16 protein-coding genes are annotated in these 14,208 nt (G+C 65.8%); 8 read left to right on the plus strand and 8 right to left on the minus strand.

Features of this window, described 5'->3' with window-relative positions; translation table 11 throughout:
- Positions 1-51 precede the first annotated feature (51 nt).
- The 4 genes from WKW79_RS25570 to WKW79_RS25585 are packed head-to-tail and all read right to left on the minus strand — an operon-like array spanning position 52 to position 2,958.
- Positions 52-399 carry a Dabb family protein gene (locus tag WKW79_RS25570; protein WP_340338029.1) on the minus strand — a complete coding sequence of 116 codons (348 nt, stop codon included), beginning with the start codon at positions 397-399 and terminating at the stop codon, positions 52-54.
- Positions 396-1,271 carry an intradiol ring-cleavage dioxygenase gene (locus WKW79_RS25575; protein WP_340338030.1) on the minus strand — a complete coding sequence of 292 codons (876 nt, stop codon included), beginning with the start codon at positions 1,269-1,271 and terminating at the stop codon, positions 396-398. Before WKW79_RS25575 ends, WKW79_RS25570 begins: the two co-directional genes overlap by 4 nt.
- Before the next feature lie 6 nt (positions 1,272-1,277).
- Complete coding sequence (locus WKW79_RS25580; protein ID WP_340338031.1) at positions 1,278-2,345, minus strand: maleylacetate reductase; 1,068 nt, start codon at positions 2,343-2,345, stop codon at positions 1,278-1,280.
- A 13-nt stretch (positions 2,346-2,358) separates the two neighbouring features.
- Entirely contained in the window at positions 2,359-2,958 is a 600-nt protein-coding gene (locus WKW79_RS25585; RefSeq protein WP_340338032.1) for a nuclear transport factor 2 family protein, read from the minus strand.
- Positions 2,959-3,287: 329 nt separating this feature from the next.
- Here WKW79_RS25585 and WKW79_RS25590 point away from each other — a divergent pair, with 329 nt between their 5' ends.
- Genes WKW79_RS25590 through WKW79_RS25605 form a run of 4 tightly spaced genes read left to right on the plus strand, consistent with a single transcriptional unit; the run spans position 3,288 to position 7,009 of the window.
- Positions 3,288-3,971, plus strand: coding sequence for a hypothetical protein (locus tag WKW79_RS25590; protein ID WP_340338033.1), 684 nt, complete (start codon positions 3,288-3,290; stop codon positions 3,969-3,971).
- Between the two features lies 1 nt (position 3,972).
- Positions 3,973-4,809, plus strand: a complete 837-nt coding sequence (locus WKW79_RS25595; RefSeq protein WP_340338034.1) for a shikimate dehydrogenase family protein — start codon at positions 3,973-3,975, stop codon at positions 4,807-4,809.
- A gap of 33 nt (positions 4,810-4,842) precedes the next feature.
- Positions 4,843-6,168: an MFS transporter gene (locus WKW79_RS25600; protein ID WP_340338035.1), complete on the plus strand. Its 1,326-nt coding sequence runs from the start codon at positions 4,843-4,845 to the stop codon at positions 6,166-6,168.
- Between the two features lie 19 nt (positions 6,169-6,187).
- The gene (locus tag WKW79_RS25605; RefSeq protein WP_340338036.1) at positions 6,188-7,009 is read left to right on the plus strand and encodes a sugar phosphate isomerase/epimerase family protein; all 822 of its coding nucleotides are present in this window, start codon (positions 6,188-6,190) and stop codon (positions 7,007-7,009) included.
- Between the two features lie 78 nt (positions 7,010-7,087).
- On the opposite strand, the gene WKW79_RS25610 is transcribed toward WKW79_RS25605, so the two are convergent.
- Positions 7,088-8,098, minus strand: a complete 1,011-nt coding sequence (locus tag WKW79_RS25610) for a tripartite tricarboxylate transporter substrate binding protein (protein WP_340338037.1) — start codon at positions 8,096-8,098, stop codon at positions 7,088-7,090.
- A gap of 107 nt (positions 8,099-8,205) precedes the next feature.
- Positions 8,206-9,078 carry an oxidoreductase gene (locus tag WKW79_RS25615; protein ID WP_340338038.1) on the minus strand — a complete coding sequence of 291 codons (873 nt, stop codon included), beginning with the start codon at positions 9,076-9,078 and terminating at the stop codon, positions 8,206-8,208.
- 125 nt (positions 9,079-9,203) lie between these two features.
- On the opposite strand from WKW79_RS25615, the gene WKW79_RS25620 reads away from it, so the two are divergent.
- The gene (locus tag WKW79_RS25620; protein ID WP_340338039.1) at positions 9,204-10,163 is read left to right on the plus strand and encodes a LysR family transcriptional regulator; all 960 of its coding nucleotides are present in this window, start codon (positions 9,204-9,206) and stop codon (positions 10,161-10,163) included.
- 16 nt (positions 10,164-10,179) lie between these two features.
- Here WKW79_RS25620 and WKW79_RS25625 read toward each other — a convergent pair whose 3' ends face one another.
- Positions 10,180-10,410, minus strand: coding sequence for a toxin-antitoxin system HicB family antitoxin (locus WKW79_RS25625; RefSeq protein WP_340338040.1), 231 nt, complete (start codon positions 10,408-10,410; stop codon positions 10,180-10,182).
- 9 nt (positions 10,411-10,419) lie between these two features.
- On the minus strand, positions 10,420-11,106 hold the full coding sequence (gene rpe / locus WKW79_RS25630) for a ribulose-phosphate 3-epimerase (protein WP_340338041.1): 687 nt from the start codon (positions 11,104-11,106) through the stop codon (positions 10,420-10,422).
- A gap of 114 nt (positions 11,107-11,220) precedes the next feature.
- Here rpe and apaG point away from each other — a divergent pair, with 114 nt between their 5' ends.
- The 3 genes from apaG (at position 11,221) to WKW79_RS25645 (ending at position 14,206) form a co-directional block, all read left to right on the plus strand.
- Positions 11,221-11,616, plus strand: coding sequence for a Co2+/Mg2+ efflux protein ApaG (gene apaG / locus WKW79_RS25635; protein WP_340338042.1), 396 nt, complete (start codon positions 11,221-11,223; stop codon positions 11,614-11,616).
- Between the two features lie 102 nt (positions 11,617-11,718).
- Entirely contained in the window at positions 11,719-12,972 is a 1,254-nt protein-coding gene (locus tag WKW79_RS25640; RefSeq protein ID WP_340338062.1) for a cation:proton antiporter, read from the plus strand.
- Positions 12,973-13,084: 112 nt separating this feature from the next.
- Positions 13,085-14,206 (plus strand): YbdK family carboxylate-amine ligase, encoded by a 1,122-nt coding sequence (locus WKW79_RS25645; protein WP_340338063.1) that lies wholly within the window; start codon positions 13,085-13,087, stop codon positions 14,204-14,206.
- Positions 14,207-14,208 lie beyond the last annotated feature (2 nt).

Consider the following 14,208-nt stretch of genomic DNA (forward strand, 5'->3'; position numbering starts at 1 on the left):
TTGCCTACGTTGCAAGTCCGCCTCCTGTTCACCCATGTGAACGAAACGAGGTTACATCAGGTCGGCGGCACGGGACAAGCTGAAGTTGCCGGCGCGCGATGCGGGCTCGTAGTCCACTTGGTGCCTCGCAATCCGCATGGCCCCGAGCGCCGCGCGAACCTTCAGGTGCGCAGGATGATTTGCATACGCTTCAAGGTGCGCCCGTGACTCGAACTCCGAGTACAAGACGACATGGCACGCATAGTCCACGCCACTGATGTCGACGCCGATCTCCAGCACCCGCATGCCCGGGATCTGGTCGCGCAGCGATTCGAACTGCGCTTGCAACGCACGAATGTTGGCCTCTCGCTCTGTGGCGCTTTCGCCCCCGACATCCCACATCACGATGTGCTTGATCATGAACTTGCTACGGACAGCGCCGGCCCCAGCACAAAGTCACGCCGCAATACCGGCATGGTCGACTCGACGGTAGCACCGTAGGGCGTCTGACCAGGCTCCGCGGTGCCGAGCACTTCGATCAACGAGTCCTTGACCCCGAAGACCACATCCGAATCGAGGTAGTCGCTGTCTGCCAGGAACAGGTGCGTGACCAGCGTCTCATGCCCCGGCGCCGCGACCATGAAATGAACGTGGGCCGGACGGAACGGATGGCGTCCCTGCGCTTCGAGCATTTGCCCAACCGGGCCATCGTTGGGAATCGGATACGCGGCAGGCACTGCGCCGATGACCCAGAAGCGACCTTGCGCATCGGTACGCACGCGCGCTCGACCACTGAGCTTCGTGTCGTCCTTCTGCACGTCGTAGAGGCCGGCGTCGTCGGCGTGCCAGATGTCCACCGTGGCGTTGGCCAGCGGTTGGCCGTCCACGCTGCGCACGGAGCCTTCGATCAACAGTGGCGGCCCTTCGTCCGGCTCTGCGATGCGGGCTCCCAGTGGTACTTCGGGCGCGTGTTGGACATAGAAGGGACCCAGCACCGTGGTCTCGGTGGCTGTTCCCGGAAGGCGATGGTTGATCGCGTCGACCAACATCGAGACGCCCAGCGCGTCGGACAGCAGGATGAACTCCTGGCGCGTCGAGTTGCACATCTGTCCGGTGCGCGTAAGGAAGTCGATCGCCTGCTCCCATTCGGCCTGGGTGGGCTCAATGTCGCGCACGAAGTCGTGCAGGTGGCGGATCAACGAGGCGCTGATCTGCTTGGCCCGAGGAGAGCGGGCGTATTCCAGGCGATCGATCACCGCATCGGTGATGTTCTTTTCGTCGAAGTTGCGCATGATGTGTCAATCGAGGGTTGGGGCCGCGCCTTCGTAGGCGTGGCGCAGCAATTGGCGAAGGGGCTCTGCTTCCATCGGCCGGGGGTTCCAGTAGCTGTCGCTCAGCACCAGGTCCAGCGCGCGTTGCAAGCCATGCTCGGGCATGCCGATGTCACGCAGGGCGGTCGGCAGGCCGAGGCTGCCAAGCATTGCGTGCATGTGCGTCCATGGCGCCTTGGTGCCACCGAGTGCGCGGCCCAGGCGAGCCATTGGCTCGGGTGCCACGGCCGCGTTGTAGGCGATCGCATGCGGGAGCACGATGGCGTGCGTCTCGGCGTGAGGCAGATCGAAGCTCCCGCCCAGGACGTGGCAGAGCTTGTGGTGCAAGGCCATGCCGACCGCGCCAAGGCAGGTGCCGCAAAGCCACGCGCCATATTGCGCGTCCGAACGCGCGCCCGCATTGCCGGGCTGCTTCACGACTACGGGCAGGCTGCGCGCCAGGGCGGCAATGCCTTCTTCCGCCATCAGCGAAATGATCGGGTTGGCGTCGCGCGCGTAAAGGGCTTCGACGGCATGTGCCATCGCGTTCAGGCCGCTGCTGGCCGACATCGCGGACGGCAGCGACAGCGTCTGGTCCACGTCGTAGATCACGACCTGCGGCAGCAGCGACGACGAACGCTGTGTCTTCTTCACGCCATCCGCGGTCTCCCCCAGGATCGGGGTGACTTCGGAACCGGCATAGGTGGTCGGGATGGCGATCTGCGGCAAGCCGGTGCGCAGGGCGAGGGCCTTGGCCAGGCCGATGGTGGATCCGCCGCCGATGGCCACGAGCGCATCGCACCGCTGCGCCTGCAACGCTGCCAACGCCACCGCAGTGACATCGGTCGGTGTATGCATGGTGGCGCCGTCGAACACGGCGCCGGCCAGTTCTCCCAGTTGCGCCATCAGTGCGGCGCCGGTGGCACGCTGTTGCGGCGTGGTGATGATCAGCGCGCGCTTGGCACCGAGCCGCTGGAGTTCCGCGCCCAGCTCGGACAGCCGCCCGGCGCCAAAGAGGATGCGCGCCGGGTTGGCGTTGTAGGTGAAGGGTTGCACGCCGGCTCCCGTGTCAGAGCGGCTTGCCGGCCAGCCAGTCCTTGCCGCGGGCGTACAGCTTCTGCACTTCCGCGCCCTCGAGCTGCGGCATGTCCATCTTGACCTTGTAGCCAATCTGCGTCTGGATGTAGGCGAGGTGGCGATAGCCGGCAGGGAACTTGGAAATGGCGGCCTGGTCGAGTTCGAGTCGGGCACTCGGGTCGATCGGGTCCACGCGGTCCTTCTCGTAGATCGGTTGGCGCACGACGACGCCCCAGCGACCGTCGCGCTTCTCGACGAAGTCGTAGAAGCGACCCGTGCACACCACGTCGCAGGCGACGCCCTGCACGTCGCCGCGCTGGGAGATCGTCATCTTGGTCTGCACGATGGCGCGATCGCCGGCCAGGTCGATCGAGGTTCCGCCCAGGAAGTGCAGGATGCTGACGCCCTTGGCCCAACCTTCCTTGGTCACCCGGATGAATTCGGAAGCAGGTCCCTGGAACCAGGTGGCATGCATCACGCCGTCGTCATGCCACACGGTGGCAAAGCGCTCCCAGTCGCCCGCATCGCGCCAGATGGCCCAGTTCTCGATGAGGTCGCGGATCGCGAGGCGGTCGGTCATTTCGTTCGTCATTCAAAGCTCCTGCTGTGGTGCCCGCATGTCGTCAGGGACAGGATCGGGCCGGTGGGGGCAAGGGGCATTTCGCCGCCTTGAAATTCATGGATATGAACTTGAGCGAGAGTGTGAACTCAGTGAATGCATGAGTCAAGCTTGAAAAGAATGCCCTTTACTCAGGGAAAACCCCAGTTTCTAACTCACTTTTGGACTTCTACAGTTCATCCCATTGAACAAGTTCACAAACAGGAACTTGTTTAACCGGGTAAACCGGCCCCGTGGGTGGCATCCGCATCTCGGCGCCGAACCTCTCTGACGACTCTTCTCAACTTTCACAGGAGCATTCGATGGCCCTCAAAGGCAAAGGATTCATGGCGGTCTGGCACGACATCAAGACCGAAGGCGAGGCGGAATACAGCCTCTGGCACACCCGCGAGCACATGCCCGAGCGCGTGAGCACACCGGGCTTCCTGCGCGGTCGCCGCTTCGTCGACTGGTCGCTCGACAAGCACCGCTGGTACACGCTCTACGAGGGCGCCGAGACCGAGACCTTCAGCTCCGACGTCTACCGCGCCAAGCTGAATTCGCCCACGCCGTGGACGACGCGGATGCAGCCCAACTTCCTGAACTTCGTCCGCTCGGCCTGCGAAACGATCGCCACCAACGGCGTCGGCACCGGGGGCGCGATGGCGACGGTGCGCGTTCACTACAAGGACGGTGGCGCGGATGCCTTCCGTGCGGCTGCAAAGGCGCTCGCGGACAACCTCCTCCAACTCGACGGCGTGACCGGCGTGCACATCGGATGGGCCAACCCCACCGTGACGCGCGTCAAGACGAAGGAGACCGAACTGCGCGCCGACACCGGCGAGGACATCTTCGACGCGGTGGTTCACGTGGAAGGCGTCGGCCGGCCCGAGGTCACCGCCGTGATGAAGGAAGTGGAGCGCCAGATCGCAGCCACGGGTGTCGTGCGTCTGCAGGAAGCCGCGGTCTATGACCTGGCCTACCTGCTGGAATCCGAGGAGCTCTGAGATGGCCACCCAGATCACGGGCTCGACCCGCATCCTCGGCATCATCGGCGATCCCATCCGGCAGGTGCGCGCGCCTGAAGTGTGGACCGCCATGTTCCAGCGCAACGGCGTGGACGCCGTTTGCATCCCGATGCAAGTCACGGCTGCGGGCTTGAATGCATTCCTCGAAGGGGCCAAGGCGCTGCGCAATTTCGCGGGCCTGATCGTCACCATTCCGCACAAGCCGGCATCGCTTTCGCAGGTCGCCTCACCCAGCGCGCGGGCCAGGCATGTGGGCGCCGTCAACGTCATCCGCGTGCAGGACGACGGCCAATGGGCAGGTGACATCCTCGATGGCGTCGGGTTCGTCGGTGGCCTCAAGGCACGTGGCCAGCGCGTGGAAGGTCGCAAGGCGCTGGTCGTCGGAACGGGTGGCGTGGGCACCGCCATCGCCTTCGCCATCGCCGAAGCGGGCGCGGCGGAAGTTGCGGTGTTCGACATGGCCGAGGCACGCGCCGCGGACGTGGCAGCACGCATCGGCAAGACAGGCGTGCCCTCGCGCGTCGCGGCCGCCGACGCCGGCGACTTCGACCTGATCGTCAATGCCAGCCCGATGGGCATGAAGCCGGACGATCCGCTGCCCATCAACCTCGACCGGCTCAAGCCGGGTTCGATCGTGGCCGACGTGGTGGTCCATCCCCGCATGACCAAACTGCTCACAGCGGCGCACGAGCGCGGCTGCTTCGTGCAGCCAGGCACCCACATGATGGATGCGCAGATCGCAAGCATGGCTTCCTTCTTCGGCTTCGAAGGCGGCGCCTGGAGCCCGGAAGCCATTGCCCAGGCCGTCGCGGCCTGACCTTCACTCCCACCATTTGAGAGCGAGACACCCATGAGCACCGCCACAACCGTCGCCGCCGGCAGCAAGTCCGCAGCAGACCGCGCCGTCGCCAAATCCACACGGCGACTGATCCCCTTCCTGCTGCTGATGTACGTGCTGGCCTTCCTGGACCGCGCCAACGTCGGCTTTGCCAAGCAGGCGCTCCAGGACACCGTCGGCATCGCCGATGCTTCCTTCGCCTTCGGCGCGAGCATCTTCTTCATCGCCTACGTGCTGTTCGAGATCCCGAGCAACATCGCGATGCACAAGGTCGGCGGCCGCATCTGGATGTGCCGGATCATGGTGACGTGGGGCCTCGTCTCCGCGGCCACCATGTTCGTGCAGGGCTCGACCAGCTTCTACGTCTTGCGCTTCATCCTCGGCGCTTGCGAAGCAGGCTTCTTTCCCGGCGTCATCCTGTACCTGACCTACTGGTTCCCGGACAGCAGCCGCGCGCGGGCCATGGGGCTGTTCTACTTCGGAGCGCCGCTCGCGTTCATCTTCGGCGCGCCGATCTCCGGCTACCTGCTGAGGTTCGATGGCATGCTGGGCCTGCATGGCTACCAGTGGATGTTCATGCTGGAAGGCCTGGCTGCCACCGCCGTTGGTGTCTGGTCCTACTTCTACCTCGACAACAAGCCGGCCGATGCCAAATGGCTCGATGCCGACGAAAAGAAGGCGCTGACCGCACTCATCGCATCCGAACAGGTGACCAAGGAATCGCATGGCCCCAAGACCGTGCTGGCCTCACTGGGCGATCGCACCGTGCTGTACTTCGGCACCATCTTCTTCCTGTTGCAAATGGGCGTCTCGGTGGTGGTGTTCTACCTCCCGACCATGATTGCCAAGATGCTGGGCACCGGGCCGAACCTGCAAGTCGGCTTCTACGTTGCGATCCCGTGGGGCTGCGCCTTGCTCGCCACTTTCCTCGTCCCGAAGATCGCGGAACGCCACAACAAGCTGACCCTGTTCGGTTTCCTGAGCTTGCTGGTGGCATCGGTGGCCATGTACAGCTCGGCCGGTGCATCGCCAGTCGTTGGCGGCATCTGCCTGTGCTTGGCTGTCGCGGGCTTGTGGGCTGTGCAACCGATCTTCTGGACCTTGCTGACGAACTACCTGGGTGGACTGGGCGTCGTCGCCGGCGTGGCCATGGTGAACACCATCGGCAATATCGGGAACTTCGTCTCGCCGAACGTCAAGGCATGGGCCGATTCGCACTTCGCCTCACCGGTGGCAGGATTGATCGTCCTGTCGGCCGTGGTTCTTGCATCGGCACTGCTCTTCCTCGGCACGAGAAAGCGCCAGAGCGCACCGCTGGTGGCACCGGCCCACGCCTGACCCGGAAAGGTTGATTCACATGGTCCCCGCCTGCCTTTCGCTCGCCCACCTCACGGTGATCGACGCGCATCCCCTGGAGTTGGTCGACGCGGCGTCGGCAGGCGGCTTCGACGCCATCGGCCTTCGCATCGTTCCGCCAGCGCCTACGGACCCGTTGGTCCCGGTCGTGGGCGACGAGCCGCTGATTCGGGAATTGCTGGCCCGGATGAATGGACTGGACATCAGCGTGCTCGATGTCGAGACCATCTGGATCGGGCCCGACATCGACGTTGACGCATTGCTTCCAGCCTTCGCAGTGGCGCAGCGCCTTGGAGCGCGCAATGTGCTGACCATGGGCAACGACCCCGACGAAGGTCGCTTCACTTCCAGCTTTGCGCGCCTTTGCGAAGCGGCTGCGGGTTTCGACCTGCGGGTCGGGCTGGAGTTTGCGGCCTACACGCACTCGCCGTCGATCCAGGCCGCGCACAGGGTCGTCAAGGCGGCCTCACAACCCAATGGCGGCGTGCTGATCGATGCGCTGCACATGATGCGTTCGGGTGGCACCGCCGCCGATATTGCGATGCTCGATCCGACGTGGCTTGCCTATTGCCAACTCGCAGACGGTCGCGGGCCGCGTCCAACCACCACCGATGCGCTTCGCGCCGAGGCGCGTGGCGGTCGCTTCTATCCGGGGGAGGGCGAGTTTCCCTTGACGGCGATCCTGGATGCGCTGCCTGCGGGCTTGCCGATCGGGGTCGAGACGCCATGCGCACAACACCGGTCGTTGCCAGTGGTGGAGCGGGCTCGGCTGTGTGGTGCAGCGACAAGGCGCTTTCTCGAAGCCTACTCGCGCGCTGCTTGACCTGCAGCTTGAACCCGCGCACGCTGCGCCGCCGGTGCAGCGCGTCGATCACGCTTGCACCGACGAAGCCGCGTTGGCTCACTGCTCGACCTTGATGCTGTTGTCCTTCACCACGCGCGACCAGCGCGCCAGGTCGTCGGTGATGAGGCCCTTGAGTTCATCCGGCGAAGTCGGCTTCGGCACGAAGCCCTGCTTCACGAGTTGCTGGTCCACGGCCGGGTTGGCCATTGCCTCGACCAGCGCCTTGTTCAGCGTGGCGATGATCGGTTGCGGCGTATTGGCCGGCACCACCACGCTGTACCAGAGCGAGGCCTCGTAGTTCTTCAGGCCCGCTTCGCCAAAGGTCGGCACCTTCGGCAGCGCGGCCGACTTCTCCTGCCCAGCGATGCCCAACGCGGTGAGCTTGCCGCTCTCGATGTACTGCAGCACCGACGCCAGCGTGGCAAAGGCCACCTGCGTCTGCCCGCCGATCAGGTCGGTGATCGCGGGAGCCGTGCCCTTGTACGGCACATGCGTCATGCGCGAGCCGACCGTCGCCGCGAACACCTCGCCCGCGAGGTGCTGCGGCGTGCCGTTGCCCGGGCTGCCATACGCCACCTTGCCCGGATTGGCCTTCACGTAGGCGATGAACTCCGGCAGCGACTTGTAGGGCTCGCCGTTGTGCGCCACCAGCACCATCGGCACCGAGGCGATGCGGCCCACGGGCGCGAAGTCGCGGTCGATGCGGTAGCCGGCCTTCACCCCCAGCGCCGGGTCGATGGTCACCTGGTTGGAGGCGATCAACAGCGTGTAGCCGTCCGGTGCGGCGCGCGCCACGTATTCGGTGCCGAGGTTGCCGCCGGCCCCCGGCTTGTTGTCGATCAGCACGGTCTGCTTGAGGATCTGCGACAGCCTCGGCGCGATGATCCGCGCAAGGGTGTCGTTGCCGCCGCCCGGCGCGAAGGGCACCAGCAGCGTGACCGGCTTCTTGGTCGGGTAATCGCTCTGCGCATGGGCCGGCGCGCACACCGCCGCGATGGCCAGGGCCGCCGCGGTGGCGATGCGCGAGAAAAGGTGCATGGGCCTTGGTTGAAGGGTGGTGAAGGTCATGGTGCTTGTCTCTCGTCGTGATGAAGTGAAGGTGATCGTTGTCGATTCGCTTCCCTGCGTAAAACGACTTTTCGCGCACCTTCACTTGCAGAAAAATCAACCAGGCCTCACGCGATAGCCGCGACCTCTTCCTTCGGGAAGTCGGTCGAAGCGGCCAGCGCCTGCCACGCGTCCGTCTCCTGCGCCACCGCTGCATTCTTCTCGCGGATGGCGGCCAGCGTGTCGGTGCCCAGCGGCAGGCGCAGCGGCGGCACCTCGGCTTCCACCAGCGCGATGAGAGCTTGCGCCAGGCGCTCCGGATCGCCCGGCTGGTTGTGGTTGATGCGCTGGGCGGCGTCACGCACCTGGCCGGCGGTCGTCGCATAGTCCTCGATGATGCGCGGCGACACAGTCAGCGATGCGCTGTCGAGGAAGTCGGTGCGGAAATAGCCCGGCTCGACCACCGTCGCATGGATGCCGAGCGGCGCCAGTTCCGCATGCAGGCCTTCGGTCAGGCCTTCGACCGCGAACTTGGTCGAGCAGTACACGGCAAAGCCCGCACCCGAGCGGTAGCCGCCGACCGACGAGATGTTGATCACATGGCCGCTGCGCCGCGCACGCATCGACGGCAGCACCGCACGCGTGACGTTGAGCAGGCCGAACACGTTGGTCTCGTAGAGCTTGCGCACCTCGTCGGCGGTGGCCTCCTCGACCGCGCCGAGCAGGCCGAAGCCGGCGTTGTTGACCAGCACGTCGATGCGCCCGAAGCGTGCGATCGCCGCCTCGGCCGCGCGTGCGGCCTTGGCCTCGTCGGTCACGTCGAGCGACACCGCGAGCAACCCGGCCGGGTTGCCGAAGCGCTGCGCAACCGATGCCGCATCGCGTGCCGTCGCGACCACCGCGTCGCCATGGGCGAGCGCGGCCTCGGCGATGCGCGCGCCGATGCCGCGCGATGCGCCCGTGATGAACCAGACGCGCTTGAAATCGTGGGATGAAGTCATGATGGTTTCCTTGGGTTGGGTGATGGAAAAGTGCCTTGCGGTGAGGGAAATGTAGGTTTTCGAATGCCATCCAACTAGCCGCTGATCGCTGTGTTCATCCGCAAGCAAATCGTGATAATGCGCCCATGGCCTTCAACGAACTGCGCGCCATTTCCACCTTCATCCAGGCCGCCGAGCTGGGCAGCCTGCGCAAGGCCGCCGCGGCGCAGGCCATCACGCCGCAGGCGGCCAGCCTGGCGGTGGCGCAGCTGGAATCGCACCTGGGCGTGCGGCTGTTCCATCGCACCACGCGGCACCTGAGCCTCACCGAGGAAGGCAGCCAGTTCCTCGAGACGGCGCAACCCGGCTTCTCGACCCTGCAACGCGCCTTGCAGGGCGCGCGGCGCGGCCGCGAGGAGATCGCCGGGCCGCTGCGCATCGTGGCACCGCGCGCAACCATGCTGCAGATGCTCTGGCCCGTGGTGGAGGAATTCGCCAGGACGCATCCGCGCATCGAGCCCGACGTGCAACTCGACGACCGCATCGGCAACTGGGTCGACGAGCGCGTGGATGTGGGCTTTAGGGTGGGCGCGGCGCCGCAGGAAGGCCTCATCGCGCGCCGCCTCGTGGACATCCAGCTCGTTGTCTGCGCATCGCCCGCGTACCTGGCGCAATACGGGACGCCGATGAGCATCGACGACCTCGCGCACCACCGTTGCAGCTGCTTCCGGCATCCGGCGAGCGGCAAGCTCATGCCGTGGGAATTCAAGGTCGGCCCCGACATCGTGACGCGCAGCATGGCGCCGGCACTGTGCACCAACGACATCGACGTGGAGGCCCGCGCGGTGCTCGCGGGCCAGGCGGTGGGCCAGTTGATGGGCGCGACCGCCGCGCCGCTGGTGCGCTCAGGCCAGCTCGTGCCGCTGTTGCCGGCGCATGTGGCCGACCATCTCGGGTTGTACGTGTACTACGGCAGCCGCGTCGCGCAGCCGGCGCGCGTGCGGGCCTTTATCGATCTCGCGGTGGAGCGGCTGGCCGGGAATGACCAGTTCTTCCTGCGACCGGAGGAGCTGGCGCCAGCGGGGGCGCGGCGCAAGCGGCGATAGACCACGCCAGTCTGATCTAGGAGGACGCCTTCGAGCCAGTCGCCTTGCGCAGCAAATCCATTCCGCGATCGACCTTGCCGACACCCTGCGCAGCGCGAACACGAAAACGCGTTTCTGCATCGAACTCGGCCAGCATCAACGTGGCCATTTCATCGATCAGGCGATTGACGGTCGTGCCCCGCGCCTGCGCCAACGCGCGCAGCCGGTTGTGCTTGTCGTCAGGCAGACGGACGGTGAAAGCGCTCACCGGTGGCCCTCAACCCCTCGCCAACTCACCCCGCATCGCCGAAATCACACCCTTGTAATCCTTCGCCCCGAAGATCGCACTCCCCGCAACGAAGGTGTCCGCACCGGCGCTCGCCACGCGCGCGATGTTGTCGGTCTTGACACCGCCGTCCACTTCCAGCCGGATGTCTCGCCCGGTCTGGTCGATCAGCTTGCGGGCCTGCTCGATCTTGCGCAGTGCCGAGTCGATGAAGCTCTGGCCGCCGAAGCCCGGGTTGACGCTCATGATCAGCACCAGGTCGATGTCGTCGATCGCGTATTCCAGTGCCTCCAGGCCCAGCCCCGGGTTGAACACCAGCCCGGCCTTGCAACCGGCCGCCTTGATCGCCTGGATACTGCGGTGCATGTGCGGCGATGCGTCCGGGTGGAAGCTGATGTAGTCGGCGCCCGCCTGCGCGAAGGCCGCTGCCAGCGCGTCGACCGGCTGGATCATCAGGTGCACGTCGATCGGCACGGGCGTGCCATCGGGCGTCCTGGCGTGCGGCTTGAGCGCCTGGCAGACCATCGGGCCGAAGGTCAGGTTGGGCACGTAGTGGTTGTCCATCACGTCGAAATGGATCCAGTCGGCGCCGGCGGCCACGACGTTGCGGACTTCCTCGCCGAGCCGCGCGAAGTCGGCGGAGAGGATCGAGGGCGCGATGCGGTAGGTTTGGCTCATGGGGCCGATTGTCGCAAAGCCTGTCACTTCAGGTTTCCCACGCGCCGGCAATGGCCGCCCGGGGCACGAGGCGCATCGGGGGTGGGGTCAGTCCACTCCGTTACCATGCGCCCCATGTCAAACCAGCCGATCACCGTCGAGATCGAACCTCGCTACCTCTCCGACCAGTCTTCGCCGGAAGAGCACATCTATACCTTCTCCTATGCCGTGACGGTCACCAACCACGGCAAGGTCGCCGCGCAACTGATCGCGCGCCATTGGTACTTCGCCGACACCGCCGGCAACGTACAAGAGGTCAAGGGCCTCGGCGTGATCGGCCAGCAGCCGCTGCTGGCGCCCGGCAGCTCGTTCCAGTATTCCAGCGGTTGCCGCCTGAAGACGCCCAGCGGCACCATGCACGGCAGTTTCTTCATGGTGACGGAACATGGCGATCGCTTCGACGCACCGATCGCGATGGTCATGCTGGAAGCGGACTTCGGCGGCGCGCCGGTATCCCGCGTGCTCCATTAGTTTATTCAGGCAGGTCCGGCCGGCGGGCCCGCGCCTCTTTTCGCAGTCGCCGCCTCGCGCGGCATCCAGGTTCCTGTTGTTGATTCACGCATGTCCTCCTTCATCAATGAATTGACGAGTTTCTGGGCCGATTGGGTCCGGCCTTCGGCCGGCTTGCCGACGGTCCTCTGGGCGCTGCTGATCGCGGTGGCTGCGGCTGCGGGCCACCTGGTGCAGCGCTACATCGGCATGCCCAAGGTGGTGGGCTATTCCCTCGTCGGCACGCTGGTCGGGCTGGCCGGCTTCGAGGGCGCGGTGTGGCCGCTGCAAGGCGTGGGGCTGTTCCTGGTCGAGCTGGGCGTGGCCATCGTGCTGTTCGAGGCCGGCGGGCGCCTGCCGTTGCCCTGGTTCCGCCACAACCCGATGGTGCTGGTGCAGAGCGTGGTCGAGTCCGCGCTGACCTACTTTGCCGTGTACTGGGTGCTGGTCTGGCTCGAAGTACCCGGCCCGGTGGCGAATGCGCTGGCACTGATGGCCATCGTGGCCTCGCCCGCCGTGCTGTCGCGCGTGGTGATGGACACGCGCGCCTCCGGCCCGGTGACCGACCGCGCGCTCACGCTGTCCACGCTCAACACCTTCTATGCCATCACGCTGGGCTATGCGCAGGCCGGGCTGATCGAACGCGCGCCAAGCGCCATCACCGAACGCATCTACCCGGTACTGGTGGTCCTGGGCATGTCCTTCGCGGTGGGCTCGGCAGTGGCCTTGGCCATGCGCACGGCCCTGCGCGTGATGAGCCCGACCAGCGAGAACACCTCGATCCTGATGCTGGCGCTGATCGCCGCCGGTGCGGCCGTGTCGGCGCACATGGGCGGCTCCGCGCCGCTGGCCGCGCTCATCGGCGGCATCATGCTCAAGCAGCTCAATCCGCGGCCGTGGTCCTGGCCGAGGCAGCTGGGCACTGCCGCCTCGCTGCTGACGATGCTGATGTTCGTGCTGGTGTCGATCGTGGCTGCGCAAGCCGACTGGAACCTGCCGGTGGCCGGCCTGGTGTTCGCGCTGATCGCGGCGCGGGGCGTGGCCAAGGTGGTCGGCGTCTCGCTGGGCAATCCGGGCAGCGGCACCGACTGGAAGCAGGCGCTGTGGGTGGGTGGCGCAATGGCGCCGCTGTCCTCCATCGCGTTGCTGATCGCGTCGAATTTCGTCACCGCCTCGCCGCTGCTCGGCGTGCTGATCACCCAGACCGCCCTGCCCGTCATCCTGCTGATGGAAGTCTCCGGCGCGGTCATCGTCACCATCGCCATCCACCTGGCCGGAGAAAGCTCCGTGCCTTGGACCCCCGAGGCCTTCAGCACCACGGAGGACCAGCCATCGTGAGCGCTTTCAATCTTTGTCTTCCTTCTGCGTTCGGCTGCGCATTCCCGCACTCAACGGACCTTCCATGAGCATCAAGCAGAACAACGCCACCGTGATGCCGATGTCGCGCGTGGTGCCGCTGGAACCGTTCAACAAGTCGGAGGCCTTGTCGCTGGGCGTCGAGCTGGAGCTGCAGCTGGTCAACACCCATGACTACGACCTCGCGCCCTATGCCCAGGACATGCTGCGGCTGATGGCGCACACGCCGCTGCCCGGCAGCGTGGTGCCCGAGATGACTTCGAGCATGATCGAGATCTCCACCGACATCTGCCACTCGGCGAAGGATGTGCTCGCGCAACTCACGCCGATCCGCGACGCGCTGGTCAAGAACGCCGACAAGCTCAACATCGCGGTGGTCGGAGGCGGCACGCATGCCTTCCAGCAATGGCACGAGCGGCGCATCTACGACAAGCCGCGTTTCCGCGAGCTGTCCGAGCTGTACGGCTACCTCAGCAAGCAGTTCACCATCTTCGGCCAGCACGTCCACGTCGGCTGTCCCGATGCCGATTCGGCGCTGTTGATGCTGCACCGCATGTCGCGGTACATCCCGCACTTCATTGCGTTGTCGGCGTCGTCGCCTTATGTCCAGGGGCAGGACACGCAGTTCGATTCGGCGCGGCTGAATTCGGTGTTCGCCTTCCCGCTGTCGGGGCGGGCGCCCTTCGCGCTGACCTGGAAGGAATTCGAGGCCTACTTCGAGCGCATGACGCGGACCGGCGTGGTGCGCAGCATGAAGGACTTCTACTGGGACATCCGGCCCAAGCCCGAATTCGGCACCATCGAGATCCGCGTGTTCGACACGCCGCTCACGGTCGAACGCGCGGCCGACCTCGCGGGCTACGTGCAGTCGCTGGCAGCATGGTTCCTGCAGGAGCAGCCCTTCACGCCGACGGAGGACGACTACCTTGTCTACACCTACAACCGCTTCCAGGCCTGCCGCTTCGGGCTCGACGCGGTGTACGTGGATCCGGCCAGCGGCGAGCACATGCCGCTGCGCGAACATATCCTCATGACCATGACGCAGCTCGAATGGCATTGCGAGGCCCTGAACGCGACCGAATCGCTGGCGCGCCTGCGCCGCGATGTCGACGCGGGCCAGAACGATGCGCGCTGGCTGCGCGAGCGGCAGGGCAAGGAACGCCTGCTGGCCGAAGTGGTGCGACAGGGTGCGCGGCGCTTCCGCGGGGCAATCTGAAC

This window comes from Variovorax robiniae, from assembly GCF_037889955.1.
In the GTDB taxonomy this organism is placed as follows: domain Bacteria; phylum Pseudomonadota; class Gammaproteobacteria; order Burkholderiales; family Burkholderiaceae_C; genus Variovorax; species Variovorax robiniae.

Excerpts from the sequence above, each read along its gene's own strand:
- WKW79_RS25605 (WP_340338036.1), top strand. The coding sequence starts at position 6,188 with ATGGTCCCCGCCTGCCTTTCGCTCGCCCACCTCACGGTGATCGACGCG.
- WKW79_RS25600 (WP_340338035.1), top strand. The coding sequence starts at position 4,843 with ATGAGCACCGCCACAACCGTCGCCGCCGGCAGCAAGTCCGCAGCAGAC.
- WKW79_RS25570 (WP_340338029.1), bottom strand. The coding sequence starts at position 399 with ATGATCAAGCACATCGTGATGTGGGATGTCGGGGGCGAAAGCGCCACA.
- apaG (WP_340338042.1), top strand. The coding sequence starts at position 11,221 with ATGTCAAACCAGCCGATCACCGTCGAGATCGAACCTCGCTACCTCTCC.
- WKW79_RS25590 (WP_340338033.1), top strand. The coding sequence starts at position 3,288 with ATGGCCCTCAAAGGCAAAGGATTCATGGCGGTCTGGCACGACATCAAG.
- WKW79_RS25595 (WP_340338034.1), top strand. The coding sequence starts at position 3,973 with ATGGCCACCCAGATCACGGGCTCGACCCGCATCCTCGGCATCATCGGC.
- WKW79_RS25575 (WP_340338030.1), bottom strand. The coding sequence starts at position 1,271 with ATGCGCAACTTCGACGAAAAGAACATCACCGATGCGGTGATCGATCGC.
- rpe (WP_340338041.1), bottom strand. The coding sequence starts at position 11,106 with ATGAGCCAAACCTACCGCATCGCGCCCTCGATCCTCTCCGCCGACTTC.
- WKW79_RS25615 (WP_340338038.1), bottom strand. The coding sequence starts at position 9,078 with ATGACTTCATCCCACGATTTCAAGCGCGTCTGGTTCATCACGGGCGCA.
- WKW79_RS25585 (WP_340338032.1), bottom strand. The coding sequence starts at position 2,958 with ATGACGAACGAAATGACCGACCGCCTCGCGATCCGCGACCTCATCGAG.
- WKW79_RS25610 (WP_340338037.1), bottom strand. The coding sequence starts at position 8,098 with ATGACCTTCACCACCCTTCAACCAAGGCCCATGCACCTTTTCTCGCGC.
- WKW79_RS25620 (WP_340338039.1), top strand. The coding sequence starts at position 9,204 with ATGGCCTTCAACGAACTGCGCGCCATTTCCACCTTCATCCAGGCCGCC.